This window comes from Kushneria phosphatilytica, from assembly GCF_008247605.1.
GTDB lineage: Bacteria > Pseudomonadota > Gammaproteobacteria > Pseudomonadales > Halomonadaceae > Kushneria > Kushneria phosphatilytica.
This window is the reverse complement of sequence record NZ_CP043420.1, coordinates 1,630,877-1,646,819: the sequence shown is the minus strand read 5'-3', so window position 1 is coordinate 1,646,819 and position 15,943 is coordinate 1,630,877. Positions and strand designations below refer to the sequence as shown.

Below are 15,943 nucleotides of genomic sequence, written 5' to 3'. Positions count from 1 at the left end.
GAAGACCGGGCTTCGGCATGAAGGAACATACCTCATGCCGGAGCAACACCACGCTTTTTCAGGCAGAAACGCTTTTGGACGCGATTTCGATATCGCGTTCAAAGGGCGGCAAGGAATCCAGTAACGCCTTGCCATAACGGCGTGTCAGCACCCGCCGATCCAGTAGCGTGATTCTTCCCGAATCAATCTCCTTTCGTATCAGACGACCACACGCCTGAACCAAACGAATCGAGGCATCCGGTACCGAAATACGCATGAAGGGGTTGCCTCCTCGCGATTCGATCCATTCCGCCAGTGTCGCACCTACCGGATCATCCGGCACTGAAAACGGCAGTCGGGTAATAATGACGTGGGTCAGGTACTCTCCCGGCAAATCAATACCTTCGGCAAAACTTGCCAGACCGAAGATAATACTGCCCTGCCCGGCATCCACGCGCGTGCGATGCTGTTTAAGCAACTCGTGCCGCGGCAGTCGATCCTGAGAGAGCACGCGGGCCCCGACCGCCTCGGGCAAGGCTTCTGCCACGGCTCGCAACTGTCGTCGAGAGGAAAACAAAACCAGCGCTGCTTCATCTGCAGCCTGTTCGGCCACAAAATCGATAATGGCGCGCTCATGTCGCTCACGATCCGCAGGGTCAACCGCGGCCAGCGGTACCGATAACCTGGCACGCGAGTAATCGAAAGGACTGGGCAGCGCCTGGTAGCGATAGCGATTGGCCAGACCGGCCCGCTCCTGTATCCGATCGAAGCGGCCCAGTGCGGTCAGGGTTGCCGAGGTCAACACAGCACCATAGCAGCTTCCCCAGAGATAGCGTGCCAGCGTCTGGGCAGCACTGACAGGGCTGGCCGAAAACATGATCTCGCCTTCCTGAGGGCCACGTTGCTGAAAGGAGAGCCAACGCGCCTGAGGCGGATCATTGTCACTGCGTTCATCACTGGTAAAGGCAGTCCAGAGCTCGGAGGCTTCCAGTGACCGACCGTGTAGAAGTGCCACCAGCGGCAGCCATTGCTCGGCCTGCTCACGATCAAGACCTGTCGTCTTCTCGGGATCAAGACTTTCACGCAGAATATTGCTGATGCTCTCCAGATGGCGAGACAACTCGGCAAAGGGCGTCACCAGTTGCTCTGCAACACTCAACAGTGCTTCGGGCACTACCCCCAGTGGAAAGCGGTGATGAATACTCTCCTGTTCGCTGGCCGGCAGCCCATCAGCATATTGTTGTGCCAACCGGGCCGCTTCCCCCAGCTTTGACTCCAGCGTGGCAATCAGCTCGGGAAACTCCCCCAGCAGACGGGCCACTGTCGGCTGGCTGCTCAGCCCCGTGGTCAGTTCATTCAGCGATTTCTTCAGCTGGCCAAGCCAGCGTAGCGCCGCATTGACGCCCAATCGATGATAGAAGTGCTCAAGGGCCTTATCGGGCAGATGATGCCCCTCATCAAAGATATAGATACAATCCTTCGGCGGCGGCAATACCATACCGCCCCCCAGGGAAAGATCGGAAAGCACCAGATCATGGTTGGCCACGATGACATCAGCTTCATCGAGCCGACGGCGAGCACGAAAGAAGGCACAGGCCCCGAAATGACCACAACGACGATTGGTGCATTGCCGATGATCTGTCGTCAGCGACCGCCAGTGCCCCTCATCGATACTGCCATGCCAGCTGTCACGATCACCGGCCCACTCACCACTGGCATAGGCATCGGCCATTTCATGGGCCAGCTCGCCCAGAGCTTCACTATCCGACTGAAGTTGCTGCTCGAACATCGACAGGGTCGGATTGGTTTCGGCCCCATCCAATACCTGCTCGAGCTTTGACAGACACATATAGCGACCACGGCCCTTGGCCAGCGCATAGTCAAACGTCAGGCCACTGTGCTTGCGCACCATTGGCAGATCCTGGTGCAGCACCTGCTCCTGAAGCGCCACAGTGGCTGTCGAAACCACCAGCCGTTTGCCATGCGCTCGGGCGACAGGCAAAGCGGCCAACAGATACGCCAGTGTCTTGCCGGTACCGGTACCCGCTTCCAGCACGCAGACATGCTCGTCACTGGTTCGCTGCCCACTGTCGTCACGCTCAATACCGCCCAGCGTGCGAGCGATTTCGGCGATCATCAGACGCTGCCCATAACGCGGCCTGAGCTCCAGTGCTTCCAGCACTTTCCGGTAAGCTTCCTGGATCTCATCCTTCAGGGCCGTATCGAGCATTCAGGCTCCCCGCCGGCCGTATCGCCGGAAATCACTTCTGTTCTTCATCAAGCAGATGGGACGGCGGCTGTTCACAGGGCAGCTTGTCATCTATGAAACGCTCGATTTCAGGCAGTGCAAAGGCATCTTCCTCACCCACGAAACTGATCGAGGTCCCCTGCGCACCAGCACGTCCGGTACGACCGATTCGATGTACATAATCTTCGGGGTCCTCGGGCAGGGTGTAATTGATGACATGACTGACATCGCTGATATGAATGCCACGCCCGGCAACATCCGTGGCCACCAGTACTGCCACCTCACCTTCGCGGAAACGCTCCAGTGTTTTCAGCCGTTGCTTCTGCGGTACATCACCGGAGAGCATGGCCACATTGATACCGGCTTCTCGCAACCGCGCCTCGAGATCACGTACATGGTCACGCCGATTGGCAAATACCATGACCCGCTCAAGCTTCTCACGCTGAATCAGCCGCGTCAGTACACCGAGCTTTTCACTGTCACCGACCAGATAAACCCGTTGATCAATATTGGGCGCTGCACTGGTATCCACGGCAATCTCGACATGAGCCGCCTCATGCGTCCATTGTGCGGCCAGATTGAGAATGTCACGGGTAAATGTCGCCGAGAACAGGAAGGTCTGACGCTCTTCAGGACGGGGCGTAGCGCGAATGATGCGCTTGACGTCGGGGATAAAGCCCATCGACAGCATACGATCAGCTTCATCAAGCACCAGCACCTCGACCTGGGAAAGATCAGCATCGCGCTTCTGATGAAAATCCAGCAATCGACCCGGCGTTGCCACAAGAATATCCAGCGGTTTGGTCAGACGCTGGCGCTGCTTCTGATAATCCATGCCTCCCACGGCACTGGCCACCTTCAGTGAAGTGTGACGCATCAGAGCCTTGGCATCCTTTTCGATCTGCAGCGCCAGTTCACGGGTCGGAGCAATGATCAGAGCTCTCGGTGCCCCCGCCTTCTGGCGTCCGGGCGCTTCTTCCTCCAGGAAATAGGCCAGAATCGAGATCAAAAAGGCAGCCGTCTTGCCGGTACCGGTTTGTGCCTTGCCGACCACATCGCCACCCAGCAGGGTCTGCTTGAGCGCTTCTGCCTGGATCGGCGTACAGTACTCAAACCCCTGATCGATGATGGCTCGCATCAGCGGCTCGGGCAGATCGAAATCCTGAAAACGCCACTGACCAGCTACCGCCGGTGGCTGATAGCTGGAGAGATCCACCTGACTGCCGCGAGACTTGTCACGGCCACCCCGCCGGGTCTTGCGACGCCGACGTTTTGGCTTGCGCTGAGTACCTTCTTCCGAATCGCTGCTACCTGTCTGTTCATTACCCTCGTTGCTCATACTGGAGGCAGAGACGCTCTGCTCACTCGACGCAACATCATCCCGGCTGCTTTCGCTCCCCTGCGACTGCTTTGCCTTGTTGGAACGACGCTGACGCGAGGAGGCCTGATTCCGGTCAGAAGCTTCCTTGCCATTATCACCAGAAGGCGCATTTTCTCCTTTCGAAGCGTTGTCATCGGAAGGAGCTCCGTCTTCAGCAGAAGAGGCAGTCTGTTCCTCACGTTTGCCGCTCTCATCTTCCTGCACCGCACGCGCATTGCCACTGCCATTCTGCCGACGCTGGCGCTGTCCGCCACGCGAGCGACGAGCGCTGCTGTTGCGCCGATTACCACCGGCACTCTCCCCGTTATCCTGCTGGCCGGCCGCACTGTTTTCATCGCCCGAACCGACCGAGCCGGTCTCATGGTCTGCCGTAGCACGAGCATCGCTCACTTCCGAGGGCTGGACAGCATCGGCCGGCTGCTTCTGATCGTCGGGATTCGTGCGCTCGCTCTTCGTCGATGCTTCGCTTTGAGGCGATTTCGATTCGGAAGCAGGCATCTCGGCGGACTTGTCCTGACTACTCTGTTTGTCACCATGCTTTGATACCGCCTCGGAAGAGGGAGAAGCAGCCTGCTCCGGCGTTTCTTCGCCACGGCTCGATGACACCGGAGAGCGACTGGCGGAATCAGATGCCGACGCACCGGTTTCAGCGGGTTCTTTGGTTTGAGCGCTCTGCGTATTCGACCCGACCTGTTCACTCGCCCCTGAATCCTCCCCGGGGTTCGATGTTGGGCTGGCGTTCTCATCCGTGCGGGTTGCCGCGGAAGCTTCCCGATTCCAATCGTCGGCAGCCGGATGCTCTTCCGATGCCGGCGATCTACGGGAGGGAGTATTCTTGTCCGACTCGCTCATATGCCGTCGTTTCACCTTTAAGGTATTGAAGCCGGCTCGCGGGCGATACTCTCAACGGGAGGCCGACAGATATCGGAGCACCTCGGTGCTCAACGACATCGATGCCGCCCAGGGGCCTTGAAGGAAGGCCTGCCGGAGAGGCCCGCTGCAGCCGCATGACTCGCTAACCGATGCATTGTACCAGTCTCGGGCCGCCCTCGCGCCAGTTGTCATCACGAGAGACGCTTTTGCATCAGGCCGATATGTCGCAGTGATTTCCGCACGAGACGTTCCTCCTGGTAGAATCACGTCACTCGAAAAAGGAGTTGATCATGACCAGACGCAAGAAGACCCGGTCGCTCGCTGACAAGGTGACGATTCGTACCGGGCGACGCAAGGATTACCGCAAGTGGCGGCATGATAATCCCGATGCTGTACGCTCCGGCGAGCGTTTTGCCAGAAAAAAGCAGCAACAGCGCAAGACTCAGGCAGCACGCAAGCAGGAACGGCAAAATCGTGAAGCTGCTTCTCTGCCGCTTCACGACCAGCAGGATCGGGAGTCCTGAACAACATGCGACTGGTTTCATTCAATATCAATGGTGTCCGCGCTCGTCCCCACCAGCTCCAGGCACTGATTGACCAGCATGCGCCCGAGGTCATCGGACTGCAGGAAACCAAGGTTCAGGATAGCGAATTCCCGCTTGCCGAGATCGAGGCGCTGGGCTACCACGTTCACTACCATGGCCAGAAGGGCCATTACGGCGTCGCCCTGCTGACCCGCTCCATGCCCGAAGCCGTCTTCTACGGATTCCCTGACGATGGTGAGGACGCTCAGCGGCGCATGATCGGTGCACGCCTAGCAACCAGGCAGGGGCCACTAACGATCTGGAATGGTTATTTCCCACAGGGGGAAAGTATTCACCATCCCACCAAGTATCCTCATAAACGCCGTTTTTACCAGCAGCTTGCCCGACTGCTCGAAGAGGATACGCCGCGCGATGAAGCCATGGTGATCATGGGCGACTTCAATATTTCTCCCAGCGACCGCGATATCGGCATTGGCGAAAGCAATCGGCGTCGCTGGCTGCGCGAGGGCAAGACAAGTTTTCAACCCGAGGAGCGCGAATGGCTGAACCGTATCCATGACTGGGGAGTGGTCGACAGCTATCGACACTGTCACCCCGAGGTTGACGATCGCTTCAGCTGGTTTGATTACCGTTCAAAGGGGTTTGAGCGCGATCCCAAACGGGGGCTACGTATCGATCTCATTCTGACCACGCAGCCACTGGTAGAGCGGATACGCAATGCCGGCATCGATTACGAGCTACGCGCCATGACCAAACCATCCGATCATGCCCCAGTGTGGGTTGATCTCGATATCTGATACCGCTGCCTCCTGCCGATGCCCGCTCTACCCCCCTCGGGCATCGGTTACAGCTGATGCCTCAGGCTTTGCAAGCGATGGGCCATCGTCGCTCTCTCCCAGGGTTTTCAGCCATTTCTCAGCCTGATCGCTACTTTCCTCATGCCGGGCAGCTTGCTGGAAAGCCTCCCGTGCCTGGCGAGCATCTCCCAGCTCATATGCTGCAACTCCCTTGAGCAACCAGAGGCGACCGGGATGATCAGCAGATCGTTGCAGGGCCCGGGTCAGCGCTTCTACTGTATGCTGCCAGCGTCCCCAACCATAGGCCAGTTCGCCCAACTCTTGCCAGGCGGCTGCCGAATCCGTGTGCTCAGCCAACCCTTGCCAGGCGGCCAGTGCCCTGTCCCTTGCTCGCGCCTGAGTCCAGGCCTGTGCCAGCAGGCGCTGATTGGCCGCTGTATTCTCGAGCCGGCCATCTTTCAATGCAGCGGCCAGGATCTCGCCTGCCCGAGCAGGTGTACCGCCAGCCATGTGCAGTCGAATGCGCTGTAGCAGATCATCAGACCCTTTCAGCAAGCCGCGCTGCCAGCCAGCTTCCCAGACGGCGGCGGCACGCCCCGGCTCTCCACTACGTTGATAGAGGGCCGCCGCCTGTCGCCAGTCTTCAGCATCGGTATCCTGCCCATCGAGTTGTAATTCGATCATTGCAGCGGCGGCGGCATCATTCCCGGCATGCTGATAAATGGTCAGGGCCAACTGGCGCTGCTCATCATTCAATGCCGATGTTGCACTGCGCGCCTGCCCGAGCCAGTCACTGGCTTCTTTCCATGCCCCTCTGTGGGCATCGACTTGCGCCGCCGACCAGAGTGCTTTTGCTGGTAACGAAGCCTGGCTCGCCCAGCGATGATAAAGCCGCGCCGACTCGTCAAATTCTCCTGCCCGCGCACGCAGTGCGGCCTCCTGCTCCAGCCATTTGAGCCGGCTGGCATAGGGCGCCACCTCAATGGCACGAGCCTGCGACAGCAGCTCGGCAGCCTCACCCGGCTGTTCTGCACGACGCGCAGCGCTGGCTGCCAATTGCAAATAGAGCGCCTTTGCCCACCCCTCGGCACCCTGACGACTTAATCCCCGGGCGCTTGCTCGGCTTTCTTTCAACACCCGGGCGGTCTGACCGGAAGAAAGTTGTTGTTGCAGTTGTTGCAAACGATCCACAGTAGATTGTGAGAGTGCCGGACCATCAGCCTGAGCCAGCCCCGACAACACCAGCAGCAATGCTGCCATGACAGAACAAAACAGTGGACGCAGCCCTTTACAAATATCCCGTCGATATGGATATCCCGGTTCGATCATCATGGCTTGCTCCCTCACTGCAGCCTGAAGACCAGCTTCTGCCGCGTACGCACTGGCTGATCCTGCGCCTGATAGGTCGACTGCACCACGGCTCGGCGTGCCGAATCGACAAATACATCACCAGGTTTTGAATCAACCACCCGGATTGAATCGGCATCGACATGGCCATTGGGCTGTATCAAAAACTGCAATACCACATACCCCTCCTGCCCTCGCCGACGGGCACGCATGGGGTATTCGGGCCGCACCTGATGCGTAGGCTGAGGTGAGGCCATCGGTGCCTGACGCTCGGCCGCACTGGACTGACTGCTCTGCGATGAACGTTCCTGCCGGGTGCTCTCGGCACTCTGCCCGGATGCAGCCTGCTGTCTCGAAGGCTCTGACTGCGGTGGCGTCTTGCGCTGCGGCTGGGGTTGCGGCTTCGACTGGCGCACATCGAGCTGCGGCAACGTATCATCGACCGAGGCCTCGGGAGTTGTTTCCGGTAACGATGTCTGCTTCAGGGCAATATCGCTCTGTACATCGGGTGCCGGCTGAGGGGCAGCCGCGGGCCGAGGCGGCGCGGCCGGCGGTGGCGGTGGGGGCGCCGAGGCATTGGCAGCAGAAGAGGAATGTTCACTGCGTTGTGGTGCAGCCGTTTGTGGTGCTTCGACCATCGATACCGATAGTGTCTCCGGTGGCGTCAAGGGCGCTTCCGGAGGCGCCACCAGCAGCGCCAACCCCAGAAATAGCGCCAGCGCCAGCAGCAGGCCTCCAAACAGTGCGACGAGCCGCCGCATCAACTATCCCCCTGAGAGGCAGCCACGGCAATATTATCGACGCCAGCCTGGCGAATGCGATCCATGGTGCGAATCAAGAGCCCGGTCCGGGACTGACGGTCGGCCTGAATAACAACACTGCCACTACTGTCTGCCATGGCATGGCTCACAGCCTCACCCACCCGGTCGGCGTCCACTGCTTCCCCATTGACCCAGATGGCTCCCTCAGGAGTAATCGCCACCATGACCTGGGCATCCGGTCGGGCACTGGCAGAGCTCGCCTGGGGACGCTGGATATCGACGCCGCTCTCCTTGACGAAACTGGTGGTCACAATAAAGAAGATCAGCATGATGAAGACCACATCAAGCATCGGGGTAAGATCGATGCCAGCCTCTTCTTCCTGTAATCTGCGGCGTCTACGCATGACGATCCTCCACGGCACGGGCGAGCCGGTCGTGCAGACGCTGATCCTCTCGTCGTACCAGAAACTCGAAGCGGCTGGTGAACAGCAGGCCCACCACAGCCACCGCCATACCGGCCAGTGTCGGCAGGGTAGCCCTCGCCACACCATCGGACATGCTGCGCGCCTGGCCGAGACCGGTCAGCGAGAGCGCGTCAAAAACCTGAATCATGCCGGTCACCGTGCCCAATAACCCCAGTAGCGGGCATATCGCTACCAGCAGTTTCAGCCAGGGCAGTGAACTGCGCAGTGAGGTGAGCAGCTCCTGACACCAGTATTCCCGCAGCGTGCGAGCACTCCAACTGACATGATCATGCCGCGCCTGCCAGCGCTCGATCAGCGCCCGACGCCGATTGCGGTATCGCCGCTGCCAGTAAAGAAGCCGTTCAATACCCAGGGCGAACATCACCATCGCGGTCAATGCAATGGCGACCAGCACTGGCCCACCAGCCTCGACCAACCGAGTGATGGGTTCAATGATCCGATCCATGAGCCCTCTCGCGATGCTTGCGGACATCGGCCGTCAGCGATTGCTCCTGGTGGTCGAGATACTCTGCCAGGGCGGCACTGGCACGACCTTCGACTAGGTTCATCAACCTGCGACTGCGACTGGACAGAGCGGTATGGGCGAAAAGCAGCGGGATAGCCACAATCAGCCCGACTACCGTAGTAACCAGCGCTTGGCTGATACCACCTGCCATGACCCTGGGATCGCCGCTGCCAAAGACAGTAATGGACTGAAAGGTCCCAATCATGCCGGTAACCGTACCCAGCAACCCCATCAGTGGAGCGATCGCTGCCATCACCTTGATCAGTGCCTGACCACGTTCCAGGCGGGGCTGTTCGGCCAGCAGCATTTCATCCAGACGTGCCTCAAGCACTTCGGGATCGTGATAGCGTCGAATATTGCGAAAACGATTCAGTACACGCCCAAGCGGATTGTCTTCGTGCAGGACTTCGGTATTTCGTATCTGGCGATGCAAACGACTGCCGATAATCAGTAGATAAACCAGTTGAATCAGCGCTGCCAGCACGCCCAGTACGCCGACAGTCAGAGTGATATAGCCGATCACACCGCCCTGAGCGAGGCGCTCCAGCAGCGTCGGCTGCTGTGCCAACGCCTTGATGACATCGCCATGGGCAGGATCAATGACCACCTGGCCCTGGCCATTTTTGGCAAATCCAGCCAGCTGATCGGCTGCAGATGATGGCGTGCGTTCAGCTACGGTCAGGGTCTGCCCCTGCTCTGGCGGCTGCAACAGGTCGGAGGAGGTGAAGGCATCAATCCCCCCGACTCGGATGACGCCGCGATTTTTCACTGCGCCGTCATGTCCGGCGACCGGTTGCATCGAACGGGCCACGCTACCGCTGGCAGCAATCAGTGACGCCATGTGGTTGGTATAGGCCTGCAGATCGCTCAACGAAGGAATGGCATCTTCTTCGATCGCCTGCGGTAGACGCTCGGCCCGACCGAGTGTCAGCCAGCTGTTCCCGAGATCATCTCGTGTCTGACCAACCTGCTGACGCAGGACATCGAAGACCGGAGAAAGATCGCCGCCGCTGGAACGGCGTTGCTCGGCAATCTGCTGGAGTGCCTGTTGTTGTTGCTGACGACGTTTCTGGAGCTGTTGCTGTTGTTGCTGCGCCTGTTGCAGGCGCTGTTGCGCCTGCTGTACGGCCTGATGGAGCTCTTCACGATTGTCCAGCAGCTTCGAGAGGCGTTCACTATCGCGCTGCTCGGCAGCCTGCGCCTGTTGCTGATATTGCTGCACCACCTGATCAAGCGACGGCGCCGCCCAGCCCGTTTTTGCCATCAACACACCGATAGCCATCGTCAACAGCGTCAGGGTGAAATGACGCCAGTCACGCCCGCTCATGAATCGCTCCCCTGGGTGCTATCGTGTGACGAAGTGTTCGAATCATTGCCATTGGTTTCACTATCGGCATCGGAAAGCTCAACTGACAGCGGTAGTGACAACAACTCGGGACTGCGCTGATCATTGGCAATCCTTATACCGCGCCGGATCTCTTCCAGTGCATTACCCTTGAGCGGCTGCCACTGGCCGCTTTTTGCCTGCCAGACGCCGCCCTGGTTACCATCCAGACTCAGGTAATACCAGCCTACACGCCCCAGCCGCAGATACTGTACTTCGGTATCCGGATGTTTGAAGAGCGATCCACGCCAGGCTTCAATGTCAGTGCCATAGTCCAGCTCCTGTTGCCAGGTCGAAAGTACACGCTTGAGCTTGTCTGCCTGCGCCATCGAGGCTTGTTCGAGCATACGATCAAGTGCATCGAGCCGAGCCAGGCGTTCGGCGCGATGAAATGGAATATCGGCCTGTACCATCTCACGCAGCCGATCCACCATCTGATGCAGAGTGGCAGGTAGCGCCTCTCGGGTTTTATCCATCGACGCCAGGGCTTGCTGTTGCTGTTCAATGCGCTGCTGTTGCTGATCCAGCATTGGACCAACCGTCTGGTTGTACTGCTCGATACGTTCGGCCGACTCGCGCGCATCCTGCCATTCACGCAACAGTTGCCTTGTCGCATCGTCGGCATTATCGATCTTCTGCTGCAGAGCCTGCTGCCGCTGCTGATGTGTCTGGGTCGCATCAAGCACCGGATCATCGGCATGGGCGGGAATAATGACGGCAGCCAGCGCAAGGGCTGTGGTCAGACGAAGTTTTGCCAGTCGTCTCCTGGCGGAATCGATCGGTAATAACCTCACTCGGTTCTCCTGGAAAGCAGCCAAACTCTGATTTCAGGGGAGCCTGCGCCGAAAATCCGGAACCATGGATGGGCAGCATTGAGACGCCATGGAGAGCAAGGCCGTGCGTCGGATCAGATCCGGGTAACCAGCACCTCTGAAACTGCTTGCACGGTAATACAAACAAGAACAATTATCAATTGTTGTTGATCACCATTGGCGCTGGCATATCATTGATGTGAAAGAAGAAGGAAAAGCCGACCCCGGCATGAGTCATGCCTGATCAAGGCGCCCCGGAAAAAGTAAGTATACATGCCGCGACTCACCCGGAGACGCGGCAGCAGTACATCATGTCAAGCGCTGAGGCAGCTTGTCGGCCAGCTCAGGCAGAGTTTCGAACAGATCGGCCACCAGTCCATAGTCGGCCACCTGGAAGATCGGCGCCTCATCATCATGATTGATGGCGACAATCACCCGTGAATCCTTCATCCCGGCCAGATGCTGAATGGAGCCGGAAATGCCGACTGCAATATAGAGCTCCGGTGCAACCATCTTGCCGGTCTGACCCACCTGCATGTCGTTGGGAACATAGCCTGCATCTACAGCTGCGCGCGAAGCGCCGATGGCAGCACCGAGACGATCAGCAACGGCCTCGATGAGGCGGAAGTTGTCACCGCTGCCGAGCCCTCGACCTCCGGAGATCACTACTCGCGCCGAAGAGAGTTCCGGACGTTCTCCGCTGACCAGCTGCTCGTCGACAAAGCTTGCCAGCCCGGTATCTACACCGGCCGGAAGCAATTCAATGGGCGCGGCCTCCTGCTCACCCACTGCATCGAAGGCAGTCGGTCGAATGGTCAGTACCCGCAGCGCATCATCGCTCTGTACTGTAGCCAGTACACTACCGGCATAAATGGGGCGTACAAAGGTATCCGGCGACTGAATGGCAACCACCTCGGAAAGCTGAGCCACGTCGCTCAGTGCAGCCACACGCGGCATGATGTTGCGACCGGTAGTACTCGCTGCAGCCAACAGATGGGTGTATGACTCAGTCATGCCTGCAATCAGTGCTGCCGTGTTTTCGGCCAGCCCATGATCATAATGAGCGGCTTCACAGCAGTGTACTCGCTGCACACCGTCCAGTCTGGCGGCAGTTTCAGCAGCACGGCCGGCGCCACTGCCCACCACCAGCACATCAACCTCACCGCCCAACTCGACGGCCGCCGATACGATCCGTGCAGTGGCAGCATCCAGTTCACCGTTACCCTGTTCGGCCACGACCAGAGTACGGACAGTCTGTTCACTACTCATCAGAGCACTCCAGCTTCATTTTTGAGACGATCCACCAACTCATCGACGCTGGCAACCCGGACACCCGGCTGACGTTCGGCTGGATAGTCAACGTGCAGGGTCCGTACTCTCGGCGTCAGATCGATTCCCAGAGAGCTGGCCTCACGCGATTCGATCGGACGTTTTTTTGCCTTCATGATATCCGGCAGGCGAGCAAAACGAGGTTCGTTGAGGCGCAGATCGGCACTGATAACGGCTGGCAGCTGCAACGCCAGTGTCTGCAGTCCCCCGTCAATCTCGCGGGTCACGGTCACCGACTCCCCTTCGATACGTACTTCAGAGGCATAAGTGGCCTGCCCCGTACCCATCAGTGCTGCCAGCATCTGCGCAGTCTGATTATTATCGGAATCAATCGACTGTTTACCCAGCAGCACCAGGCCCGGCTGCTCTTCCTCGGCCAGCTTCGCCAGCAGTTTCGCTACATGCAGTGAATCAAGCGCTGTCTCGTGCTCCAGATGAAGCGCCCGATCCGCACCCAGCGCCATGGCAGCACGCAACTGCTCCTGTGCACTTTTCGGACCAATGGAGACAGCCACCACCTCACTGGCAATGCCCTGCTCCTTGAGACGCACAGCTTCTTCCAGGGCGATCTCGCAGAATGGATTCATGGCCATTTTGGCATGCGCCAGATCAACGTCGGAGTGATCTTCGCTGATCCGCACTCTGACGTTGTAATCAATGACGCGTTTTACCGCGACGAGTACTTTCATGACATCCTCATGGTTAATGAACCTGACGGGGGCAACGCTCAAAAGCCCGGTGACAGGCAGCAAGCCGATAGCCAATCGGACACAGCCCGACCACGCCGGAATGACCCCATGGGCAATATGTTGCCGGCAGCAAAAAATGGCACAATCGAAGAGGCACTGCCATGACCGCCCATGCGGCTATACTGCCCGGCAGTGTAACATGCCGTTGAATACTGATCGGCGCGGCCCTTCTTTCATCCTTTGACCTGCGGAGATGAACCGGTTTCCCATGACTGCTGCGGATTTCGAGCACACACGAATCGACACCCCGCTTGAACAGCGGGATACCATGAATTTTGACGTTATTATCGTGGGCGCCGGCGTCGCTGGTCTCTCCGCTGCCTGCCGTTTGATGCAGCAGGCCGAATCCAGTGGCACCCCTCTCTCTGTCTGTGTACTCGAAAAAGGAGCGGAAATCGGCGCTCACATTCTCTCCGGTGCCGTTTTCGATCCACGCGCCCTGAATGAGCTCTTCCCGGACTGGCAAACCCTTGGCGCCCCACTGCACACTCCCGTTGAACGGGATGAATTTTACCGATTCGATGGCGAGCGTGGGCAACGTCTGCCGGATGCGCTCATTCCACCCTCGATGCACAACAGGGGTAATTACATTATCAGTGCCGGTGAACTCGTACGCTGGCTTGGTGAGCGCGCCGAGGCGCTTGGAGTCGATATCTTCCCCGGTTTTCCTGCCCAATCGCTACTGTTCGATGAAAAAGGAGGTATTGCCGGCGTTATCACTGGAGACATGGGGGTCGGACACGATGGCCAGCCGCGGGCTACCTTCATGCCGGGCATGGCACTCTACGCTCGTTATACCCTGTTTGCCGAAGGTTCCAGGGGGCACCTTGGCAAGCAACTGATCGAGCACTTCGATCTCGCACGCGACAGCGATCCGCAGCATTATGCCATCGGCTTCAAGGAGCTCTGGGAAGTCCCCGCCGAACAACATCAACCCGGCCTGGTGGTGCACGGTATTGGCTGGCCACTGACAGGCAAGGCCCAGGGAGGTTCCTTCCTCTATCACGGACCCGACCGTCAGGTCATGGTTGGGCTGATCGTCGATCTCAATTACGCCAATCCCTGGCTCTCTCCCTTTCACGAGTTTCAGCAGCTCAAGCATCATCCATCTATCGCGGCCCATCTCGAGGGGGGGCAGCGTATCGGATTCGGCGCCCGCTCGATTACCAAGGGCGGTTACAACAGTCTGCCACGCATGACATTCCCCGGCGGCCTACTGATCGGTTGCGAAGCCGGGACACTTGATTTTTCACGCATCAAGGGGCTGCATACCGCCATGAAATCCGGCCTTCTGGCTGCTGATAGCGTCATGGAAGCGCTCCAGCAGGAGGAGACACCGGATACACTGGCTGACTTCAGTCAGCGATTCGAGCAGAGCTGGCTGGGAGATGAACTGCGTCGCAACCGAAATTTCGGACCAGCACTTCACCGCTTTGGTGAAACGATGGGCGGGGCATGGAACTGGCTGGATCAGAAGCTGGGCGGAAGATTACTGCTGCTGCATGATCGAACCCGGGATCATGAAGCCATGGAAACGGCCGACCGACATGAACGCATCGAGTATCCTCGACCGGATAACCGGCTTTCTTTCGACAAGACAAATTCGGTGTATCTCAGCAACACAAATCATGACGAGGACCAGCCAAGCCATTTGCGCCTGAAGGACGACCGCATTCCGATCGAGACCAATCTGCCTCGTTACGCCGAACCGGCTCAGCGTTACTGCCCGGTCGGCGTCTACGAGATCATTGAGGATGAACAGGGCACACCCCACTTCAGGATCAACTTCCAGAACTGCATTCACTGCAAGACCTGTGACATCAAGGATCCGTCACAGAATATTGTGTGGACCCCCCCGGAAGGAGGTGGCGGCCCCAACTATCCGCGCATGTAGTCAATCAGGCATCCGGGCGCCGGCTCGGTTGCTCGGTGGCCACCGGCCGACTCGGGTCCCGACTCCATTCACTCCATGAGCCGGGATAGAGTTTTGGCAACGGTCTTCCGAGTGCTGCGTGAGCCAGAATGATCAGACAGGCACTGATACCCGAGCCGCAGTAGGCAATACTCTGCTGGCCGGTCGCTGGCAACAGCTGTTCCAACTCATCACTGTCGATAAAACAGCGATTATCATCCAGCATTGATGCCCCCGGCAGATTGCGGGCCCCCGGAATGTGCCCGGCCACTGGGTCGATCGGCTCATTGTCACCACGATAACGAACAGCCGGCCGGGCATCGAGCAGCAGGGCATCGCCCCTGGCCACCTCGTCAGCCGAAGCAATCATCCCGTGATTGAACACCGGCTGCCAGTTGCTCGGCTCGGGCAGGGCTGTTTCCCCACTTTCCAGCCGACCACCATCGGCTTCCCAAACCTGAATGCCACCATTGAGCACATGAGCATTCTCGTGCCCTGCCCATCGCAGCATCCACCAGGCGCGCGCAGCCGCCAGTTGTCCGCCAGCATCATCGTAGACCACGACCCGTACTGCTGGACTGATCCCCCAGCGCTGGAGCGTCTCCTGCCATTGCTGTGGAGATGGCAACGGATGGCGTCCACCACTGCCATTTTCCCGAGGCGCCGACAGATCCCGATCCATGTCAGCATGCAGTGCTCCCGGCAAATGTCCTGTCAGCCACATCTGTCGCCCTGCTTCGGCATCATCCAGACGCGCGCGGCAATCAAGAACCACCAGCGGTTGCTCATCACGCTGCCAGAGTGCCAGCGTGGAAATATCGATAAGAGCTGTCATG

14 protein-coding genes are annotated in these 15,943 nt (G+C 58.7%); 3 read left to right on the top strand and 11 right to left on the bottom strand.

Features of this window, described 5'->3' with window-relative positions; all coding sequences use genetic code 11:
• Positions 1 to 58: 58 nt before the first annotated feature.
• Positions 59 to 2,209: an ATP-dependent DNA helicase DinG gene (gene dinG / locus FY550_RS07515; RefSeq protein WP_070977361.1), complete on the bottom strand. Its 2,151-nt coding sequence runs from the start codon at positions 2,207 to 2,209 to the stop codon at positions 59 to 61.
• Between the two features lie 31 nt (positions 2,210 to 2,240).
• Entirely contained in the window at positions 2,241 to 3,566 is a 1,326-nt protein-coding gene (locus tag FY550_RS07510) for a DEAD/DEAH box helicase (protein WP_070977875.1), read from the bottom strand.
• Between the two features lie 1,205 nt (positions 3,567 to 4,771).
• On the opposite strand from FY550_RS07510, the gene FY550_RS07505 reads away from it, so the two are divergent.
• Positions 4,772 to 5,005 (top strand): hypothetical protein, encoded by a 234-nt coding sequence (locus FY550_RS07505; protein WP_070977360.1) that lies wholly within the window; start codon positions 4,772 to 4,774, stop codon positions 5,003 to 5,005.
• A gap of 5 nt (positions 5,006 to 5,010) precedes the next feature.
• Positions 5,011 to 5,823, top strand: coding sequence for an exodeoxyribonuclease III (gene xthA, locus FY550_RS07500; protein ID WP_070977359.1), 813 nt, complete (start codon positions 5,011 to 5,013; stop codon positions 5,821 to 5,823).
• 27 nt (positions 5,824 to 5,850) lie between these two features.
• Here xthA and FY550_RS07495 read toward each other — a convergent pair whose 3' ends face one another.
• The 8 genes from FY550_RS07495 to FY550_RS07460 all read right to left on the bottom strand — a co-directional run bounded on the left by FY550_RS07495 (position 5,851) and on the right by FY550_RS07460 (position 13,135).
• Entirely contained in the window at positions 5,851 to 7,155 is a 1,305-nt protein-coding gene (locus FY550_RS07495) for a tetratricopeptide repeat protein (protein ID WP_084387988.1), read from the bottom strand.
• Positions 7,156 to 7,166: 11 nt separating this feature from the next.
• Positions 7,167 to 7,931 (bottom strand): energy transducer TonB, encoded by a 765-nt coding sequence (locus tag FY550_RS07490; protein ID WP_070977358.1) that lies wholly within the window; start codon positions 7,929 to 7,931, stop codon positions 7,167 to 7,169.
• Positions 7,931 to 8,335, bottom strand: a complete 405-nt coding sequence (locus tag FY550_RS07485; protein ID WP_070977357.1) for an ExbD/TolR family protein — start codon at positions 8,333 to 8,335, stop codon at positions 7,931 to 7,933. Before FY550_RS07485 ends, FY550_RS07490 begins: the two co-directional genes overlap by 1 nt.
• The gene (locus tag FY550_RS07480; protein ID WP_149054453.1) at positions 8,328 to 8,861 is read right to left on the bottom strand and encodes a MotA/TolQ/ExbB proton channel family protein; all 534 of its coding nucleotides are present in this window, start codon (positions 8,859 to 8,861) and stop codon (positions 8,328 to 8,330) included. Before FY550_RS07480 ends, FY550_RS07485 begins: the two co-directional genes overlap by 8 nt.
• Positions 8,845 to 10,248 (bottom strand): MotA/TolQ/ExbB proton channel family protein, encoded by a 1,404-nt coding sequence (locus tag FY550_RS07475; protein ID WP_070977355.1) that lies wholly within the window; start codon positions 10,246 to 10,248, stop codon positions 8,845 to 8,847. The genes FY550_RS07480 and FY550_RS07475 overlap by 17 nt, the downstream gene beginning before the upstream one ends.
• Positions 10,245 to 11,099 carry a DUF3450 domain-containing protein gene (locus FY550_RS07470; protein WP_233350298.1) on the bottom strand — a complete coding sequence of 285 codons (855 nt, stop codon included), beginning with the start codon at positions 11,097 to 11,099 and terminating at the stop codon, positions 10,245 to 10,247. The genes FY550_RS07475 and FY550_RS07470 overlap by 4 nt, the downstream gene beginning before the upstream one ends.
• 327 nt (positions 11,100 to 11,426) lie before the next feature.
• Entirely contained in the window at positions 11,427 to 12,386 is a 960-nt protein-coding gene (locus FY550_RS07465) for an electron transfer flavoprotein subunit alpha/FixB family protein (RefSeq protein WP_070977354.1), read from the bottom strand.
• Positions 12,386 to 13,135 (bottom strand): electron transfer flavoprotein subunit beta/FixA family protein, encoded by a 750-nt coding sequence (locus FY550_RS07460; protein WP_070977353.1) that lies wholly within the window; start codon positions 13,133 to 13,135, stop codon positions 12,386 to 12,388. Before FY550_RS07460 ends, FY550_RS07465 begins: the two co-directional genes overlap by 1 nt.
• A 268-nt stretch (positions 13,136 to 13,403) precedes the next feature.
• Here FY550_RS07460 and FY550_RS07455 point away from each other — a divergent pair, with 268 nt between their 5' ends.
• A complete protein-coding gene (locus tag FY550_RS07455) occupies positions 13,404 to 15,089 on the top strand; it encodes an electron transfer flavoprotein-ubiquinone oxidoreductase (protein WP_233350297.1) in 1,686 nt (561 codons plus the stop codon).
• 4 nt (positions 15,090 to 15,093) lie between these two features.
• On the opposite strand, the gene FY550_RS07450 is transcribed toward FY550_RS07455, so the two are convergent.
• Positions 15,094 to 15,942, bottom strand: a complete 849-nt coding sequence (locus tag FY550_RS07450; RefSeq protein WP_070977351.1) for a sulfurtransferase — start codon at positions 15,940 to 15,942, stop codon at positions 15,094 to 15,096.
• Between the last annotated feature and the right edge of the window lies 1 nt (position 15,943).